Here is a 16,995-nt window from a genome sequence, read left to right as displayed (position 1 = left end):
TTAAGCATCGATACTTTTGATTTATTAACGACTTAAAAAACTGGCTGTGTATGGCCAGTTTTTTATGCGCTTATTCTACAGCGTTAGGTTTATAATATTTTAGACCCTATTCGAAGGAGCATTGCCGTGTTGGCCGTTATCATTGTAATTCTTATTATCTGGGCTGTGATGTGGGGCTTTTATAAATTTATGTACCCGCGTGCGCCAAAAAGCATGATGCCAAAAAAGGGTGATGTGACCACGCCGCGCCAGTGTGATTTTTGTGGCAATAGTTTGGCTGAGTATCGCGGTGTGCTTGAACCTACACCTACTTTAAATAGTAATAAGGATATGGCCGCTAATAAAGCATTGTTCTTTTGCAATTATGAGCATCAAGCAGACTTTCATGCTGGTAAGACTTATCAAGCAGATGCCTAACTTGTAAGCCATAAGTTGTTAATCACAAGTCGATAAGCTTTTATCACCATTTAAAAAAGCGCTTAGCTCTGATGAGTTAAGCGCTTATCTTTTTAGAATACCTATTTAATATTGAGGCAAATTTATAAAATGGAATGCGCATCTTTCATAATTTTGTTGAGCAGTGCTTCAGACTGTTTGCTTTGTTGGAGACGATCTTCTTCGTTTCTTTCATGAGTTTGGATTTTTTCATATAAATTTAAGCAGGTTAATACCAGTAGGTTTTCTTGGCTAAGACTTGGTGCATCTCTTCTTAACTTTAGAGCAAAGTCGTTGATATAGGAAACTGCTGCACGCAATTCTTCTTGCTCGTGTACAGGACAAAAAATAGGGTAGGTTACGCCAGCAATCGCCACATCGACCTTTTTAATTTGTGGTTCAGGAGCGCTTGCAGGTTTAGCAGCGCTATTTACCGTATTACTATTTGTCTTATTGTTATTTGCGTTATTGTTTACATTGCTATTTGCATTGTTATTTTGCGGGTTCGAATTATTGGGCATGGCTTTTTGTGGTTGCGTGGTTTGTGTTTGATTGTCTTTTGCTGGAATGGCTGTTGATTGAGTGGTTGTGGGTTGAATATTTGTGGGTTGAATGTTATGGGTCTGACTGCTTGGCAGCTGACGCTCTACAGGGTTTGCGCGGTCATCGGTCATGATAAATCCTACAATATGTGTCATTAAAGTGAATGATTAACTGTCATTGCTATAAATAGGGTGCTGATAAACCTAATAAACTTAAGTGCTGAATAGATAAAGTTAATCAGCAAAATTGCTCAAATTAAGCATGATGAATATCAACGTCTGCTTAACTTTCGGCTTGGTCAATGCGTGTCAAACGCTGTAAGACCACTTGGGTACGCTCAGCGGCCAATTCATTTTTCTTCTTCAAGTCACTATTTTGCTGCTTAATATCGCTATACTGCTGTTTTAATTCATTATTACGCTGCTGCAGTGCATGGTTTTGATGCTGTAATTGCTCGATTTGCTTGTGCAATTTGTCTTGTTCTTCACCAATCATATGATGGGCTTCGGCAAGGCTTTGGTAGCGCTTATCAAGATCGTTTAATTGTTTTTTGGCACCGTCACGCTCGCTATAGCTGCTATCGAGCTTGGTTTTAAGAGCGGTAAGCTCTTTTGGGTCAGTCACTGGTTGTTGTTTGAGGCTGCTAAGTTCAGCACTGACAAGCTGATACTGTTTTTTAATATCGAGTACCATTTTTTCTAATATTCTAAGTTGGTCATACATAGTCAGTTTTTATCCTTAACAAGTAAGCGTAAATGAATTTTGTTCTCTGCGTTTAATAATGCCATAGGTGACCGCATAATATCTATATCAACAAAGTAATTGTATGGCGCTTTGTTTTGTGACTTTTATCACTTGCCGCTTTATGAATCATATCGGGCGGCGTCTGTTGGTATTTACCACTATTAATCAATCACTAGGACATCTATTATGAATGACAATATCTCTGGCTGGAATACTTGGCTGGCTGCGTTTGATGACTGGACGGACGTGTCTATCAGCGAGGTACACGGCTTGATGACGGGGCTGATGACCGCCTGTAATGCTCCTGATGAGCCAGTTTGGGCAAAGGTGTTTGAGGAGTTGAGTTTTGCGCCGCTGCCTGATGCCGCATTAACTTTACTCACCGAAGAGGCAGAAGACATCGTTTTTCAGTTAAAAGACAAAGACGATGCTTATGCGTATATGCCACTGGTGCCAGATGATGAACATGACCTGTACGAGCGCGTGATGGCGCTGAAACAGTGGGCAAATGGCTTTATGACCGGTTTTGGTATTACCGATTGTGGTCTGAGTGGCGATGAAAACGAGATGCTATCGGATTTGGCAAAAATTGGTGCGATACGTTTAGAAGATGATGAAGACTTCGAAGGTGGCGAAGAGTCTTATCTGCATATTTTTGAATTTGCACGCATGGTACCGGTCAGTTTTGCTACGCGTCAACGCAAGCCTGTGAAAGATATCGCTCTGATTGCTGGACTGGCTATCGATGCCAAAACCACCAAAGAGCTACAAGCAGAAGGTAGGTTGCCTAAACCGATGCCGCCGGTCGTTGATGTGATGAATCAAAACCGCCCATCATAATTAACATGATAGGATGAAGGGCATGAGAAATAGCTGAGATTGATGCCAGAGAAATGGTACTTGGCTATTGGATAGCTGTCCAAAATAATAAAAGGGATATGATGATGACTACTGATAATGAGATGGTTTATTTACGCCGCTGCATTGAGCTCGCTGCTGAAGCATTAGAGGCGGGCGATGCGCCGTTTGGTAGCGTGTTGGTCGATGGCAATGGCAAAGTATTACAAGAAGATCGTAATCGTGCCAATACGGTTGATGCGACTTACCATCCTGAAATTGCCGTCGCTAAATGGGCCGCGCAAAATATGACCCCTGAGGCGCGGGCAAAAGCCGTGGTATATACCTCGGGTGAGCATTGCGCCATGTGCTCCGCGGCACATGCGTGGGCGGGGCTTGGTCGTATTGTCTATATCAGCTCATCAAAACAGCTCGGTAAATGGATGGACGAGATGGGTGTGAGCTCAACATCGCCCATCCATTCATTAAGTATCCAAGAAGTCGCGCCGAATGTGCCCATCGAAGGTCCGATTGCCGGTTTAGATGAAGAAATCAGAGCCCTACAGCAGCGTTCATTTCAAAAAAATAAGTAAAAAACTTAAATAAAAAATCTGCTTAAAAAGGCTAGGGCGTGTCTTCATTATTACGCTTATTAAAAAAGCTGTGCCTTTTTATCTTAGTACGATAAGGAAGTCTTATGACGCTAAAAAATTACGATAACGTTGCAGAACGAGAAACGTCCAATACTCATTATTCTACTGGCAATTATCCAAATGACAGTATTGACTGGCTGACAAGATTAATTGCGTTTGATACGGTCAGTCGCCATTCAAACTTAGCGTTGATTGACGATGTGAAAGCGTATTGCGAGCAATTAGGCCTGACGGTAGGTTTAACCTTTAATGATGCTAAAAATAAAGCCAATTTATTCGTTACGGTGCCAGCGGGAAAAGATGCCGATGAAATCAATCATGGTCTGGTACTATCGGGTCATACCGATGTCGTACCGATTGACGGGCAAGACTGGACGTCTGAGCCGTTTACCGCAACCATTCGTGGCGACAAGCTATATGGTCGCGGTGCTTGCGATATGAAAGGTTTTATTGCTTGTGCGCTGACACTATTGCCGCAAGCAGTAAAGCTATCTAACGCAGGTCAATTGCGTCGCCCATTGCATTTGGCATTGTCGTTTGATGAAGAGGTCGGCTGTTTGGGCGCACCGCTGCTATTAGCGGATTTGAAAGCACGCGGTATTACGCCTGATTACTGTATCGTTGGCGAGCCGACCAATATGGCGATGGTGGTGGCGCATAAAGGCATCGCGGTTTACCGTTGCCGCGTCCATGGCAAGTCAGCGCATTCATCATTGACTGCCCAAGGTGTCAACGCTATTAGCTATGCCAGTCGTTTGATTGGTTATGTCGATGAATTGGCCCAAGAGATTAGTCATCGAAGCGATAACGATGGGCTGTTCGATGTGCCTTATTCGACATTATCTGTTGGCACCATACAAGGCGGCACCGCGACCAATATCGTCCCCAATCTGTGTGAATTTACCTTTGATTATCGTAATCTGCCGCATATGACACAAGACGATATCCTCGCACCGATTGCGGCAAAAGTTGCAGAGCTCAGCACCCAAATGCAAGCACGCGCTGCCGATACTGGCATTGAGCTGCTACAAGAAGAAAGTGTACCAGCGATGACCGATAACGACAGCGCTGAGCTACAAGCGTTAATTATCGCTCTGACCGGCGACGATACACGTCATAAAGTCGCTTATGCAACTGAAGGTGGTCAGTTTACTAATAGCGGCATCCCAACGATTATTTGCGGTCCTGGTAGCATTGAGCAGGCGCATAAAGCTGATGAATATGTCGCGCTAAGTGAAATGGTACGTTGTGATGAGTTTTTACAAAAGCTGCTAAACAGTTGCGCTATCAGCTGATAAAATAGTCAATAAGCAATTTTATGGCAATATAGATGCGCATGACATACACCGTCTTTATGGCGGTGTTTATTTTTTCAACATGACGCATGCTTTTCAACATGGCGCATGTATTATTTAAATTTTTATAAAAAAGTAGGGGTTGGTTGATGTCTTGGCATCTGTTTGCGGTATTTTTTGCAAGTACGTTTTTTATCTCAGCGACCCCCGGTCCAAACATGCTACTGGCCTTTCAGTATGGCCTTAATTATGGCGTCAAGCGTACCTTATGGACGCTAGCAGGTTTAAGCCTTGGGCTGTTTATTTTACTGCTGTCAACGCTCCTTGGACTTGATGTTATTAGTCGTCAATCGCCATGGTTATTGACAGTGATTAAGACCGTTGGTGCGATTTACCTTATTTATTTGGGTGTCGCATCGTGGCGCGATAGTGGTAGTAGCAGCTTAATGAGTGATGCCAGCGAGCTGAGTACAGAAGTTCATAAAGAGCTGACTACGACTGCGGAAATGGCAGATAAGCCTATGCCGCGCTCACTTTCGAGCGCGGCTGTTAAAGCGCCGCCTAGCGATTGGTTATTGTTTCGAACGGGCATGTGGGTGTCACTGTCTAATCCAAAAGCGATATTGTTTTTTGCCGCCTTTTTTCCCAAATTTATCAATTTTAGCGCGCCGCTGTGGCCGCAGTATATTATGCTGACTTGTGGGCTGTTTTTGAGCGAGACGATTTGGCAGCTGATTTATACCATTGGCGGTAAAAAGCTGGCTGGTTGGCTTGATGTTGGTGAGCGTTTGGCATGGCTCAATCGCGGTTGCGGGGTGATATTTATTTTAATTGCCGCGGCGTTATTGGCTGAGGTGTTAAATAGTTTCTTGGCTTAGGAATTAATCAGGTTTATGTTTAACGTGATTTTTTAAAAAGTGATACGTTTTCTAGAAAATTTTTATATAATTAAATTAATTATTGACTTTATTTTTTAAATCATTATTATTATCTCATTGATTTATAGCGCTTATCTTTCATAGGTGCTACATTATCCCAATTAATCTGCTATTGTCGCTCTGACATTGGCCACAACCTACGGAGGAATCATCGTGTCCTATTTAAACATCAAGACGTTTTCAAAGATTGAACGTATAAACTGCATGACAGCAATGACGACTTCGAAAAGGTTTGGCTGAATCTATATATAAGCTATTGAGTGATATCTTGTTTATTGATATCAACGCATAGCCTTCTATATCTACTCACTCTATCCCTCTTCTAAGTGCGCTATGTCAACATAGCTCGTAATCGTGCACGGCATTTTCGCGTTTGCTATTAGCTGTTTATTCGAAATTCTACCTTACTATTATCACTAATATTCTCGCTCAGCTCACGCTATTATTTAGTAAATAACTATTTATGTGTGTGCTATCTAAGCTTTCATTTTTAAGCTGAATATTTTGGTAGCGTAAAAATTCTTTTTAAAACGTCCATCATAAATTAATCATACATTTTTATTGATTTTTTAATTAATAAAGAAGCGGTATTTTATTGTCTATTTCTTATGAAAAATAACTTATTGAGTGTTTTACTTAATGGTAATCAATAAGTAACTTATAAAGTCAACAGAATAGGTAAATATAAAATATATTTTGTATGGTGATTAAAATAATAAAATGGAAATAATATATTATGAGCATTCAATTAGTATTAAATGAAAATCGTAAATATGGCGTACCAGTCAAGATTTACACCACGGATATTGAGCAAGAGGCGATGCAGCAGTTACGTAATTTGGCTCAGCTGGAGTTTGTACATTCGCATATCGCGGTGATGCCTGATGTACACGTTGGCAAAGGCGCTACCGTTGGAAGTGTGATTCCAACCAAATCCGCCATCATTCCTGCTGCAGTCGGTGTTGATATTGGCTGCGGTATGAACGCGGTGCGTTTGTCTCTGACGGCAAGTGATTTGCCTGATAGTTTAAGGGCATTACGCTCAGTAGTGGAGCAGCAAGTGCCAGTTGGCTTTAATATGCACAAACAAATCCAAGCCAAAAACTCAACGCTTGATCCGTTAGGTAAACGCCTAAGACCGATTACTGATAAGCATCCAGGTTTGCTCAAGATGCTCAAAGGCTTTGAGCGTACGTGGGCAAAGCAACTTGGCACATTGGGTAGTGGCAATCATTTCATTGAGCTGTGCTTAGATGAAAACAATGATGTCTGGGTCATGCTGCATTCTGGTAGTCGCGGCATTGGTAATTGTATTGGTCAGTACTTTATTAATCTTGCCAAAAAAGAGCGTCAATCGCGCTTTGGTCATGTGCCAGATCGGGATTTGTCTTACTTTGCTGAAGGCTCTGATAGTTTTGCTGATTATGTTGAGGCGGTAGGCTGGGCGCAGGATTATGCGCTAGAAAACCGCCGTGAGATGATGCGTTTGGTCATTAAAGCCATGCAGTCACCACAAGCGGGGTTGCCACGTTTTCAGCTGACCAAAGAAGCCATCAATTGCCATCATAACTACGTCAACGAAGAGATGCATTTTGGTGAGCAAGTCTATGTCACGCGTAAAGGCGCTATCAGTGCCTACCAAGGTGAGCTGGGGATTATTCCCGGTTCTATGGGCGCAAAATCCTTTATCGTCCGAGGTCTTGGCAATGATGAATCGTTTTGCTCGTGCTCGCATGGCGCAGGGCGACAAATGAGCCGAGGCAAAGCCATACGGGCATTTACCATTGATGAGCTCAAAGCGCAAACCGAAGGCGTTGAGTGCCGTAAGGACAAAGGGGTCATCGACGAGATACCCGGTGCTTATAAAGACATTGAAGAAGTGATGGCCAACCAAGCCGACTTAGTCGAAGTGGTGCATACGCTTAAACAGGTCATGTGCATTAAGGGTTAGTTGGTTTTGCAAAACAGATTTAGAGATATTAAAAATATAGGTAACAATATGAGCTTAAAACAAACTTTAAAAAAGGCCAAGCAGATTGAACGGCAGCTGGAACAGCAAGATGCCACAGCCAAACAAAACTTACTTGGTGCTATAAAAACGCGAAATTATCTGGCGCTAAATCCACTGCTCAAAAAAGGCGGTATTCATGAAAAAGAAGATATTGATATCGTGCGCAAAAAACGTCGCCGCGAAACCAAGCAGCAATTGCGGAAGACCGATTGGTTATCGCAGTAAAGACAATCAATTTTAACATCCACGCACAAAAAAGCCGATCCCTACTTAAATAGAGAGCGGCTTTTTCATTTATACAGTTTTTTATAAAGGGTTAAGCCAATACCTCAACCAGCTCGCCTTTTACCATATGCGGGCTGACAAAATCGGTCACGCGTACACTGACGATTTTACCCAGTAGTTCATCTACTTTATCAACGTCAAAAGGGAACATCACGGTACGGGTATTGTCTGCTGTGCCGATTAAGCAATCAGGATGACGATTGGCCACTTGCTCGACCAAGACGCGAGTCGTAGTGCCGACCATTTCATGCGTTTTTGTAAGGGTTGAATCAATAATAACCTGTTGAAATTCTGCTAAGCGTGCCTTTTTAGTTGCGAAGCTCACATCATCAGGCAATTCTGCCGCCGGCGTACCCGGACGCTTAGAATAGATGAAGCTATAAGAGTGATCGAAGTTTAATTCTTTTGCCAAGTTTAAGGTATCTTGGAAGTCCTCATCAGTCTCGCCAGGGAAGCCAATGATAAAGTCACTCGATAGGTGAATGTCAGGGCGTATGGCTTTAAGCTTATTAATCTGATTGATATAAACATCAATAGTATGATTACGTTTCATCGCCGCCAAAATAGCATTTGAGCCACTTTGAACCGGTAGATGCAGGTGTGATACCAGCTCTGGCAACTTGGCATAAGCATCGATAATATCATCGGTAAACTCTAGCGGATGGCTGGTGGTATAGCGAATGCGCTCGATGCCATCGACATACGAGACATAATGCAAGAGCTCAGCGAAACGGCAAATACTGCCGTCGTCTTTTTCGCCGCGATAGCCGTTGACGTTTTGACCAAGTAGGTTAATCTCGCGCACGCCTTGAGTGGCAAGGCTATCAATTTCTGCCAAAACATCATCAAGCGGACGCGACAATTCTTCGCCGCGAGTATAAGGCACCACGCAAAATGAGCAATATTTAGAGCAGCCTTCCATGATAGATACAAAGGCTTTAAACCCTTCTACTCTTGGTTCTGGTAAAAAATCAAACTTTTCAATACTTGGGAATGACACATCTACCGTACCGATACGGTTTTTAGGCGAGATAGAACGCTGCTCATGCGACTGGTCATAAAGCTCTGGCAGACGGTGTAAGGTTTGTGGCCCAAAAACCATATCAACATAAGGTGCGCGTTTTTGGATATTATCGCCTTCTTGCGAGGCCACGCAGCCGCCAACGCCGATGACCAAATCGGGGCGTTTTTCTTTCAATTTGCGCCAGCGACCCAATTCTGAAAACACCTTTTCTTGCGCTTTTTCGCGAATTGAGCAAGTATTCATTAATAGAACATCGGCTTCGTCAATATTATGTGTAACTTCCATCCCGTGTGAATCGCCCAATACATCAAGCATTTTGCCAGAGTCATAGACATTCATCTGACAGCCTTGAGTGGTAACAAAGACTTTTTTCGGCGTACCACTTTCATTGACAGGGGTTTGGGCAGTAGACGCTTGAACAGAGTTTGACGCTTCGAGTGCCATAACGGCAGGCGCAGTAACCCTGTTCTCAACAGCAGCGTCATCGATGCGGGGATTAAATACAGTAACACTCATAAGCGAAGTCCATGATTGACTAAAAATATAGCGAGGTAGGCGATTAACCGGTGGCGTATTTTATCATAATCTGGCATCAATGTGAAAAGTTAGCGTGGTCTTACGCTGTTGACGGCATTTGATTATTTATAATAGTATCAATTGCTTATCTATTACCATCACTCAGATAATGGCTTTTAGCACAATTAGGCCTAGTAAAAGCGCTGTAACACCTTTGTGTTACGCATGGCTATCCAATTTATTAACGAAAAGTAAAGCTGATGGTTGAATGTGCAACGAGTATAGTATGATGCAGACAACCATATCCGCACTATTGTTTAAATGAGCGTTTTAAGTGGGGTGAAAAATACTATTTCAAGTTTAGATTTAAACTGTTTATTTAGCCAAATTATTTAGACCCATTATAAAGAGAATCCGTATGTCAAAGCCGCAAGTTGCTCAAAGTATCAAGGATAAAGATACCCATTATCAACATCATATGCCTAAAAACCATAAAACAACGATGCTAAAAACCAGTGTGCTGAGTGTGGCAACGGCGATGGGCGCGCTGGTATTGTCGCAAGGGGCTTATGCTGAGCTTACTTGGGGTAATACTACCAGTAGTAATGTCAATAGTTATCCGCAACAAGGTAGCTACCAACCGGACAACTATCAACCGCAAAGCTATCAACCTGATAACTATAAAGCGCCAAGCTCGCAGCCAAACAGCAATTATCAAGCAAACAGCGGTTACCAAGCGGATAGTGGCGCAAGCTCATTTACAGCAGCGGCGATTGCGGCAGAACGCGGTGATGTCAACGCCCTCTATAATTATGAGCAGGAGATGAATGGCGGTTTGTTTGCCATGTATCCGCCTTATTGGCGTATGAATTTGGACCTAAACTCACAAAGCCCAGCGACGGTTACACAGTTTGTCCGCCAGTATCCAGAGACGGTAATGGCAGAAAAGCTGGTTGCCGATTTTGCAGAAACCAAAGCGGGTTCCAATGATTATGCCGCCGTACGCCAAGTGGCAAATCTCATTACCAATGCCGATGACAGTGAAAAGTGCGCCGTTGCCCTTGGGTTTAATAACGGCGGCGATAGCATGCGCGCGATGGCGGCCAAGTCCGATGTCTGGCTGACCACCAAAAAACAGCCAGCGCTGTGTGATCAATTGGCGTTAGAGATGAATAATAATGCGCTGATTAGCAATCAAGATAGGGTATCGCGTCTCAAACGTATGCTGCGTAAAGGTAAGACTGGCGATATTATGGCTTTGTCATCAAAGTTGGGTACACCGATTCCTTACTCGTCGTTAAGTGAAATTCAGCTCAATCCCTCAGCATTTTTTAGCCGTTTTGCTCGCGAGCCAAACAGCCAGATGAATCAATATCTGTATTTGTATGCCATGGGGCGCTTGGCAGAAAAGTCCTACCGTGAGGCAGCGCTACAATTAGATTTTGATGTGAAACAAGACAATCAGCGCGCAGCGAAGTTATTAAACGATGACACCCGTCGCTATGCTTATCGCATTCTTGGCGTTCAGCGTATGAACCACAATACTGACGATGGTTTTAATGTGGAAGCGGTCGATTGGTTCCGTAATAGCTTAGATAATGATTTTAGCTTTGAAGAAGCCGAATATTATGCCATGGCGGCGATTCGTTTTAGTCGTTGGGATGATGTGGTCGAAGCCATCTCAAAAATGGACGCTGAAACGCAAAAAACCAATCAATGGCAATATTGGTTGGCGCGTGCTTATGAGCAATCAAGTGATGCCAACAAACGCAACACTGCTAAAAAAATGTATCAAAATCTTGCGAAAAGCAATGAATACTATGGTTTGATGGCCAAGGATAAAGTCGGTCAACGTTTTGATGCCAGCCGCTTAGGTGGCAGTAATTTGCCTAACGTTAGTAGCGCCGACCGTGCTCGCGTCATGCAAAACCCGCACTTTGCACGGGCCTTTGCTCTATATAACGCCGATGCTAGCCGCGCTTATGCCAATCGCGAGTGGAACTGGGCAGTGAAAAAAGCGCGTGACAATCGCGATAATAATTTGATTATTGCGGCGGCGCGTCAAGCCTATGATATCGGTTGGCTCGATCGAGCAATTTATGCCATTGATAATACTGATACGGTAAATAACTTGGCTCTATCACATCCGATGCCGCACCAATCGGCGGTCATGCGCCATAGTCAATCGGCTGGTATCGATCCGGCATGGGCGTATGGCATCATGCGTCAAGAGAGCCGTTTTGTCTCGTCGGCGCGCTCAAACGTTGGCGCGAGCGGGCTGATGCAAGTCATGCCTGATACCGCTAAATATATCGCACGTAATTTGGGCGAAACTTATAGCGCCAGCCGTGCCAATAGTGGTGATACCAATATTCGTTATGGCACCTGGTATATGGGCGATATCTTTGGTAAATTGAATAGCCAGCCAGTTTTGGCCACAGCGGGTTACAATGCTGGACCCAACAATGCCAAACGTTGGCAGCCAGTTTATGGCTCACTTGCGGCCGACCAATATGTCGAGTCGATTGCCTTTCCTGAAACGCGCAATTACGTCAAGCATGTAATGGAAAACGCCACCATCTATAGCAGTTTGCTGGGTCGCGGTCAGCCTATTAGTCAGCGCATGGGAACCATTCCCGCCGCCTTCTAATTCTCTTTGTTTTCTAAAAAAGCCATTAATCGCTCGCTGTTAATGGCTTTTTTATGGCGCTAGTTTAACAGCAGTAATCGCTTCACAAATCCATGTTTACGTTTCTGCTATAGATTAAAAAAAGCAATTTGCTACCATTGTTTGAGTTTCCGTCTGAATTTTCTGTTGGCTCACTCCCAGCCTGCGGACTCACTCCCAGAAGGCTAAATACTTTCGAGCGACCTAATGTGATCAGTGTCTTAGTTTGGATTGTGGAAATTAATGAATCCTAAAAGCTCCTATTCGTCATTGCTAGATGCTCTAACTTCTTATGATTAAAAAATATTTCAAGTTGCCCATATCGTCGCAAGCTAAGCGTCAATTAACTCTTCAGACAAAGGTGGGCTCGATGTCAAAGACAGCGCTATCAGAGCATTTTCATAAATATTGGTTACGTACAAAGTATGACAATAAAGGTAATGCTGCACTTGGTATAAGCGCTTTACTATTGTTGCAGGGTGCAATAACGCTGCCAGCCCAAGCAGCGAATGCCAGCAAACCGGGTCAGCGGGTGTTGATGATTGAAATGACGCCAGCGTTATGTAGCTTACAGCCAACGCGCGCGCGTATGCGTCAGTGTTTGGAAGGCTATTCGCTTACCGTTTCAGGTCTCGATATGGGCTATGGCGAGCGCTGCGGCCGCGGCAGTGAGCCACGCTTGACGCCCTTACAATTAAAAGTTGTCAACCGTATCATGCCTGATACCACGGTGCGCACCCAAGCATGGCAACGCTATGGCGTTTGTAGCCCTCTCAGCGCTAGCAGCTATTTTCGCCAAATTACCAATTATGCCGGCGACTTAAAACTACCGAATGAGTTAAATACAGGCAACAGCTATACGGTGTTAAAATCGCGTTTTGTCGGTCAGATGACCCGCTTGAATAATGGTATGTCAGCGAATAGCGTTGATTTGATTTGTCAGGTAGGCACGCGACGGCAAATGGTATTGACTGATGTGCACGTGTGTTATGAGGGCAGCTCATTCGGCACTTGTAGCAATATCGTCGACAACTGCGGTAGTAAGTTTATTATTTCAGGCGGCAAATAATTCTATTTTGACATTGAGTTATTGTGCATTAATAACGCCTCTTTCTACCTTTAATGAATAAAACAGTGAAGTACAAATGGCAAAAATATAGGCAATTTTTCTTATAACTCTCCTAAAATATTAGCCATTATTCTATCTAAAACGCTTTTTCGCCGTCTTTTAATACTTCTTTTGCACCTTTCTTGAAGTTCCTCTAACGCCTTACTCCTCTAATGTTGTGCCAAAAATTTCATTATCTATCTGTATAAAATGTAACAATATAATTTGTATTGTCCGCAAACGCGTTCGCGCTTTCTCTAGACGGTTAATAGGCTGAGGTGCTACACTAGTGAACGGTTTATGACTGCTATATTCAGCGAGCAGGTCGCTATCTCAAACGATATTCATCAATCAAAACCATCTATTACAACCATCCATTAGAATTGTGAATTATCTAATCTATAATTAGGGAGTATTCAATGTCAATGAAACAGCCTTTACGTGTTGCCGTCACTGGTGCCGCTGGTAATATCAGCTATGCTATGTTATTTCGTATTGCATCTGGTGAAATGCTAGGTAAAGATCAGCCAGTTATCTTGCAATTGCTTGAAATCACGCCAGCTCTTGACGCCCTAAAGGGTGTGGTCATGGAATTAGAAGACTGTGCATTCCCATTATTGGCAGACATCGTGCAAACTGATGATGCGACTGTTGCCTTTAAAGACGTCGACTATGCACTATTGGTTGGCGCGCGTCCTCGTGGCCCAGGCATGGAACGTAAAGATTTGCTAGAAGCCAACGCGGCGATTTTCTCAGCGCAAGGTAAAGCATTGAACGATGTTGCTAGCCGTGACGTAAAAGTATTGGTGGTCGGTAACCCTGCCAACACCAACGCTCTTATTGCTCAGCGCAATGCACCAGACCTAGATCCACGCAACTTCACTGCTATGACGCGCCTAGACCACAACCGTGCCATCGCCCAGTTGGCTGGTAAAACAGACAGCACTGTCAATGACGTGAAAAAAATGATTATCTGGGGCAACCATTCATCAACTCAGTACCCAGACCTAACGGCTGCGACTGTTAACGGTAAACCAGCGTTAGATTTGGTTGACCGTGATTGGTACGAAAACACCTATATCCCAGAAGTACAACAACGCGGCGCTGCTATCATCAAAGCTCGCGGTGCGTCATCTGCCGCTTCTGCTGCCAACGCTGCCATCGCGCATATGCGTACGTGGGCTCTTGGTAGCGATGAGAACGATTGGGTTTCTATGGGCGTTTACTCAAACGGCGAATACGGTATTGCTGAAGGCTTAATCTACTCATTCCCAGTGACTTGCAAGAATGGCGACTGGTCTATCGTAGAAGGCGTTGATGTGTCATCAGATTTCTCAAAAGAGAAAATGGCCGCAACTGAGCAAGAGCTTAGCGAAGAGCGTGATGCAGTAGCACACTTGCTTCCATAAGTAGGCAATCTACTCAAGCTGTTATATAGAATTTAATCTGAAAAGCCCTCTGTGATAGAGGGCTTTTTTGTGCCTTGCGTAACCATCAATACAATTGCTAACGTTAGCTAAACGTTGATTAACAGCTATTCAAATAAAGCTTGCTACAATAGAGTGGTAAATCCAAACAATAAACACAATTAAATCTGTATCATTTAAGGAGAAAAGGTATGTTGGGTGAACCGGAATATAGTATGAATGAACTTTTTGCGCAGTTAGGGCTTGATAGCTCGGATGAAGCGATTGACAGTTTTGTCGAAAATAATAAACTGGCAAAAGAAGAGAAGTTAATCGAAGCGGCGGTATGGAATGACAATCAGCGTGCCTTTTTGCAAGAAGAGTGGAATAAAGACGCCGCATGGGTAGAAGTTATCGATGATTTAAACGTGCGTATGCATCCTGATGCCTAAAAGATAATAAAATATTAGACTAAATAAAAACCCACAAACGTTATTCACGCTGTGGGTTTTTTTATACATTACGCTTTTATAGGCTCATAACTACCATTTTAATTCGACTGCTGAGCACGCCATTCAAGTAAGTCAATCACGTCATTATGAATACCTGCCTTTAACGCCTCTAAACTTTCATAATGGCGCTCACCATGCAAATAGTGCAAAAATCGTACCTGCAATGTTAAACCGTATAAGTCTGCTTGTAGCTTAGGAAAGTGTACTTCTAAGCGCCAATCATGTTCTTTATCTACCGACGGTCTGATACCAAGATTGGCAGTACCAAATAAGCTATGCGGACGTAGACCTTTCACTCCTGAATTTTCATTATCAGTGAGTGCGGTTAGACCATCTGGTATGACATTGCCATTGTCATCGAGACTAACAACATCGACAGCAAAAATACCATGTAAGGCAGGTTTAATGCGTTTTAAATCAACGTTTGCAGTAGGGAAGTCCATGGTACGACCGATTTTATCACCACCAACGACAACGCCTGTCATTGCATAGTCGCGTCCCAAGAGGGCATTGGCTGCGTCAATATCGCCAGCCATCAATAAGTCTCGGATACGCGTCGAGCTAATGCGCGCGCCTTTACCTTTATCGTCGATAACGGTGTGCAGATTGGTCACCTCTAAGCCATAATCGCGTAGAAACTGACTGTCACCAGTACGGTCATGACCAAATTTAAAGTCATCACCCAATACCAAAGCTTGGACGTTTAAGCGCAGTGCCAAAATATCGGCGAATGCCTGCGCTGATAGCGAGCGAAAATCGCTATCGAAGCTGGCGACAATTAGCGTCTCGACGCCGTATTCTGCCAGCAAAGCTTGCTTTTCGGTAAGATTGGTGAGGCGAGCAGGCGCGGTCGCTGGCGCAAAGAACTCACGCGGTTGCGGCTCAAATATCATGACAGCCGAGCCAAGATTTTGCGCTTTGGCAAGCTCACGCACTTGCGACAGCATCGCTTGATGACCTAAATGTACGCCATCAAAGTTACCGATAGTCAGCACGCAGGGCGGTAACGCTACTGGGCTGCTATTGGCCGGTAAAGCGTTTGGCAACGCCATCAGTTGCTCAAGAAAATAGGTGTTCATAAATGTCAGCTATGATAGATAAGACCAATAAAAAATGAAAAACACACCGCGATTAAAACAAACTTTTAAAACAGATGTGTTTAAAAGCAGCCATTATAAAGTAAAATAGCCCTACTAACATCCTATAGTCTGTTGTTAATCAAACAACCATGCTAACAGCTAAACGTCTACTTATCACTTATCCCTATTTTTATTATTATCTATGAATATTCATGATGGAAACGCTATGCCTGCTGCTGTCTCTACGACTGATTATGATAATGGCTATGACTCTATACAGCCTACATCAGCCGTCTATAAACTTAACGAGCGCTTTATAGTACAGCTCGCCAGTCAAGACGACTTACCCGCAATTTTAACCATTTATAACCAAAGTATCGCCGGCAAGCAAGCAACCGCAAATCTCACACCCGTGACTTGCGCAGAGCGTCAAGATTGGTTTGATGAACATCTAAATAGTGCCACGCGGCCGATTTATATTGTTAGAGCTGTGCTTGAAGATGCAGATATGAGTGTCGAAAAAATGGTTTTGCCAATCGTCGCTTGGGGTAGCTTTAGCGATTTGTATACACGGCCCGCTTATCATATCAGTACGGAGATTAGTATCTACTTACATCAAGAGTATCATGGTCAAAAATTGGGCAGCTTGTTGACACGCTGGATGCTGATGCAAGCGCCGAGCTTAGGTATCCATAACGTGGTTGCGCTTATCTTTGCCCATAATCAGCCAAGCTTAGGATTGTTCCGTAAACTTGGCTTTGAGCAATGGGGCTATATGCCAAAGGTTTGTGATATGGAGGGTTTTATTGCCGATGTCGTGATGCTTGGTAAAGCGGTCATTGCCGATAGTAATGATCAATGAAGATAGCGATGATTAATAAAAATAGTAATGACCAGTAATAACGCCAAATGAAGAAAATTTAGAGAATAGCAGTCAGATA

General features: G+C 43.5%; 16 protein-coding genes. 12 read left to right on the top strand and 4 right to left on the bottom strand.

The window, feature by feature from the left end; translation table 11 throughout:
* Nucleotides 1-126 precede the first annotated feature (126 nt).
* Complete coding sequence (locus B3R91_RS09985; protein ID WP_414707550.1) at nucleotides 127-417, top strand: hypothetical protein; 291 nt, start codon at nucleotides 127-129, stop codon at nucleotides 415-417.
* A 122-nt stretch (nucleotides 418-539) separates the two neighbouring features.
* Here the strand turns inward: B3R91_RS09985 and B3R91_RS09980 are convergent, their stop codons facing one another.
* Both B3R91_RS09980 and B3R91_RS09975 read right to left on the bottom strand, forming a co-directional pair.
* The gene (locus tag B3R91_RS09980; protein ID WP_286797467.1) at nucleotides 540-1,109 is read right to left on the bottom strand and encodes a cell division protein ZapA; all 570 of its coding nucleotides are present in this window, start codon (nucleotides 1,107-1,109) and stop codon (nucleotides 540-542) included.
* A gap of 151 nt (nucleotides 1,110-1,260) precedes the next feature.
* On the bottom strand, nucleotides 1,261-1,701 hold the full coding sequence (locus B3R91_RS09975; protein WP_102077499.1) for a hypothetical protein: 441 nt from the start codon (nucleotides 1,699-1,701) through the stop codon (nucleotides 1,261-1,263).
* Nucleotides 1,702-1,908: 207 nt separating this feature from the next.
* Here B3R91_RS09975 and B3R91_RS09970 point away from each other — a divergent pair, with 207 nt between their 5' ends.
* The 6 genes from B3R91_RS09970 (at nucleotide 1,909) to B3R91_RS09945 (ending at nucleotide 7,681) form a co-directional block, all read left to right on the top strand.
* Nucleotides 1,909-2,562: a UPF0149 family protein gene (locus tag B3R91_RS09970; protein ID WP_286797465.1), complete on the top strand. Its 654-nt coding sequence runs from the start codon at nucleotides 1,909-1,911 to the stop codon at nucleotides 2,560-2,562.
* Nucleotides 2,563-2,666: 104 nt separating this feature from the next.
* Complete coding sequence (locus B3R91_RS09965) at nucleotides 2,667-3,152, top strand: nucleoside deaminase (RefSeq protein WP_286797464.1); 486 nt, start codon at nucleotides 2,667-2,669, stop codon at nucleotides 3,150-3,152.
* 104 nt (nucleotides 3,153-3,256) lie between these two features.
* A complete protein-coding gene (gene argE / locus B3R91_RS09960) occupies nucleotides 3,257-4,507 on the top strand; it encodes an acetylornithine deacetylase (protein ID WP_286797462.1) in 1,251 nt (416 codons plus the stop codon).
* A 149-nt stretch (nucleotides 4,508-4,656) separates the two neighbouring features.
* A complete protein-coding gene (locus B3R91_RS09955; RefSeq protein ID WP_068408308.1) occupies nucleotides 4,657-5,385 on the top strand; it encodes a LysE family translocator in 729 nt (242 codons plus the stop codon).
* 796 nt (nucleotides 5,386-6,181) lie between these two features.
* A complete protein-coding gene (locus tag B3R91_RS09950; protein WP_286797460.1) occupies nucleotides 6,182-7,396 on the top strand; it encodes an RtcB family protein in 1,215 nt (404 codons plus the stop codon).
* 48 nt (nucleotides 7,397-7,444) lie between these two features.
* On the top strand, nucleotides 7,445-7,681 hold the full coding sequence (locus B3R91_RS09945; protein ID WP_286797503.1) for a hypothetical protein: 237 nt from the start codon (nucleotides 7,445-7,447) through the stop codon (nucleotides 7,679-7,681).
* Between the two features lie 91 nt (nucleotides 7,682-7,772).
* Here B3R91_RS09945 and miaB read toward each other — a convergent pair whose 3' ends face one another.
* Nucleotides 7,773-9,281, bottom strand: a complete 1,509-nt coding sequence (gene miaB, locus B3R91_RS09940) for a tRNA (N6-isopentenyl adenosine(37)-C2)-methylthiotransferase MiaB (RefSeq protein ID WP_286797459.1) — start codon at nucleotides 9,279-9,281, stop codon at nucleotides 7,773-7,775.
* Between the two features lie 418 nt (nucleotides 9,282-9,699).
* On the opposite strand from miaB, the gene B3R91_RS09935 reads away from it, so the two are divergent.
* From B3R91_RS09935 to B3R91_RS09920, 4 genes are all read left to right on the top strand, one after another.
* Nucleotides 9,700-11,931, top strand: coding sequence for a lytic transglycosylase domain-containing protein (locus B3R91_RS09935; RefSeq protein ID WP_286797458.1), 2,232 nt, complete (start codon nucleotides 9,700-9,702; stop codon nucleotides 11,929-11,931).
* 388 nt (nucleotides 11,932-12,319) lie between these two features.
* Nucleotides 12,320-13,018 (top strand): hypothetical protein, encoded by a 699-nt coding sequence (locus B3R91_RS09930; protein ID WP_286797457.1) that lies wholly within the window; start codon nucleotides 12,320-12,322, stop codon nucleotides 13,016-13,018.
* 464 nt (nucleotides 13,019-13,482) lie between these two features.
* Nucleotides 13,483-14,466 carry a malate dehydrogenase gene (locus B3R91_RS09925; RefSeq protein ID WP_286797498.1) on the top strand — a complete coding sequence of 328 codons (984 nt, stop codon included), beginning with the start codon at nucleotides 13,483-13,485 and terminating at the stop codon, nucleotides 14,464-14,466.
* Between the two features lie 209 nt (nucleotides 14,467-14,675).
* Complete coding sequence (locus B3R91_RS09920) at nucleotides 14,676-14,915, top strand: DUF2789 family protein (RefSeq protein WP_191690988.1); 240 nt, start codon at nucleotides 14,676-14,678, stop codon at nucleotides 14,913-14,915.
* A 98-nt stretch (nucleotides 14,916-15,013) separates the two neighbouring features.
* On the opposite strand, the gene ribF is transcribed toward B3R91_RS09920, so the two are convergent.
* Nucleotides 15,014-16,054: a riboflavin biosynthesis protein RibF gene (gene ribF / locus B3R91_RS09915; protein ID WP_414707549.1), complete on the bottom strand. Its 1,041-nt coding sequence runs from the start codon at nucleotides 16,052-16,054 to the stop codon at nucleotides 15,014-15,016.
* Nucleotides 16,055-16,280: 226 nt separating this feature from the next.
* Between ribF and B3R91_RS09910 the strand changes: the two genes are divergently transcribed.
* Entirely contained in the window at nucleotides 16,281-16,916 is a 636-nt protein-coding gene (locus B3R91_RS09910; RefSeq protein ID WP_286797456.1) for a GNAT family N-acetyltransferase, read from the top strand.
* Nucleotides 16,917-16,995: the final 79 nt, after the last annotated feature.

The organism is Psychrobacter sp. UBA6291, from assembly GCF_002439405.1.
In the GTDB taxonomy this organism is placed as follows: Bacteria; Pseudomonadota; Gammaproteobacteria; order Pseudomonadales; family Moraxellaceae; genus Psychrobacter; species Psychrobacter faecalis.
This window is presented reverse-complemented; position numbering and strand designations above follow the sequence as displayed.

What these genes read in the sequence shown, in the direction of transcription:
- B3R91_RS09980 (WP_286797467.1), bottom strand. Translation starts at nt 1,109, where the DNA reads ATGACCGATGACCGCGCAAACCCTGTAGAGCGTCAGCTGCCAAGCAGT.
- B3R91_RS09975 (WP_102077499.1), bottom strand. Translation starts at nt 1,701, where the DNA reads ATGTATGACCAACTTAGAATATTAGAAAAAATGGTACTCGATATTAAA.
- B3R91_RS09970 (WP_286797465.1), top strand. Translation starts at nt 1,909, where the DNA reads ATGAATGACAATATCTCTGGCTGGAATACTTGGCTGGCTGCGTTTGAT.
- B3R91_RS09965 (WP_286797464.1), top strand. Translation starts at nt 2,667, where the DNA reads ATGACTACTGATAATGAGATGGTTTATTTACGCCGCTGCATTGAGCTC.
- argE (WP_286797462.1), top strand. Translation starts at nt 3,257, where the DNA reads ATGACGCTAAAAAATTACGATAACGTTGCAGAACGAGAAACGTCCAAT.
- B3R91_RS09955 (WP_068408308.1), top strand. Translation starts at nt 4,657, where the DNA reads ATGTCTTGGCATCTGTTTGCGGTATTTTTTGCAAGTACGTTTTTTATC.
- B3R91_RS09950 (WP_286797460.1), top strand. Translation starts at nt 6,182, where the DNA reads ATGAGCATTCAATTAGTATTAAATGAAAATCGTAAATATGGCGTACCA.
- B3R91_RS09945 (WP_286797503.1), top strand. Translation starts at nt 7,445, where the DNA reads ATGAGCTTAAAACAAACTTTAAAAAAGGCCAAGCAGATTGAACGGCAG.
- miaB (WP_286797459.1), bottom strand. Translation starts at nt 9,281, where the DNA reads ATGAGTGTTACTGTATTTAATCCCCGCATCGATGACGCTGCTGTTGAG.
- B3R91_RS09935 (WP_286797458.1), top strand. Translation starts at nt 9,700, where the DNA reads ATGTCAAAGCCGCAAGTTGCTCAAAGTATCAAGGATAAAGATACCCAT.
- B3R91_RS09930 (WP_286797457.1), top strand. Translation starts at nt 12,320, where the DNA reads ATGTCAAAGACAGCGCTATCAGAGCATTTTCATAAATATTGGTTACGT.
- B3R91_RS09925 (WP_286797498.1), top strand. Translation starts at nt 13,483, where the DNA reads ATGAAACAGCCTTTACGTGTTGCCGTCACTGGTGCCGCTGGTAATATC.
- B3R91_RS09920 (WP_191690988.1), top strand. Translation starts at nt 14,676, where the DNA reads ATGTTGGGTGAACCGGAATATAGTATGAATGAACTTTTTGCGCAGTTA.
- ribF (WP_414707549.1), bottom strand. Translation starts at nt 16,054, where the DNA reads ATGAACACCTATTTTCTTGAGCAACTGATGGCGTTGCCAAACGCTTTA.
- B3R91_RS09910 (WP_286797456.1), top strand. Translation starts at nt 16,281, where the DNA reads ATGCCTGCTGCTGTCTCTACGACTGATTATGATAATGGCTATGACTCT.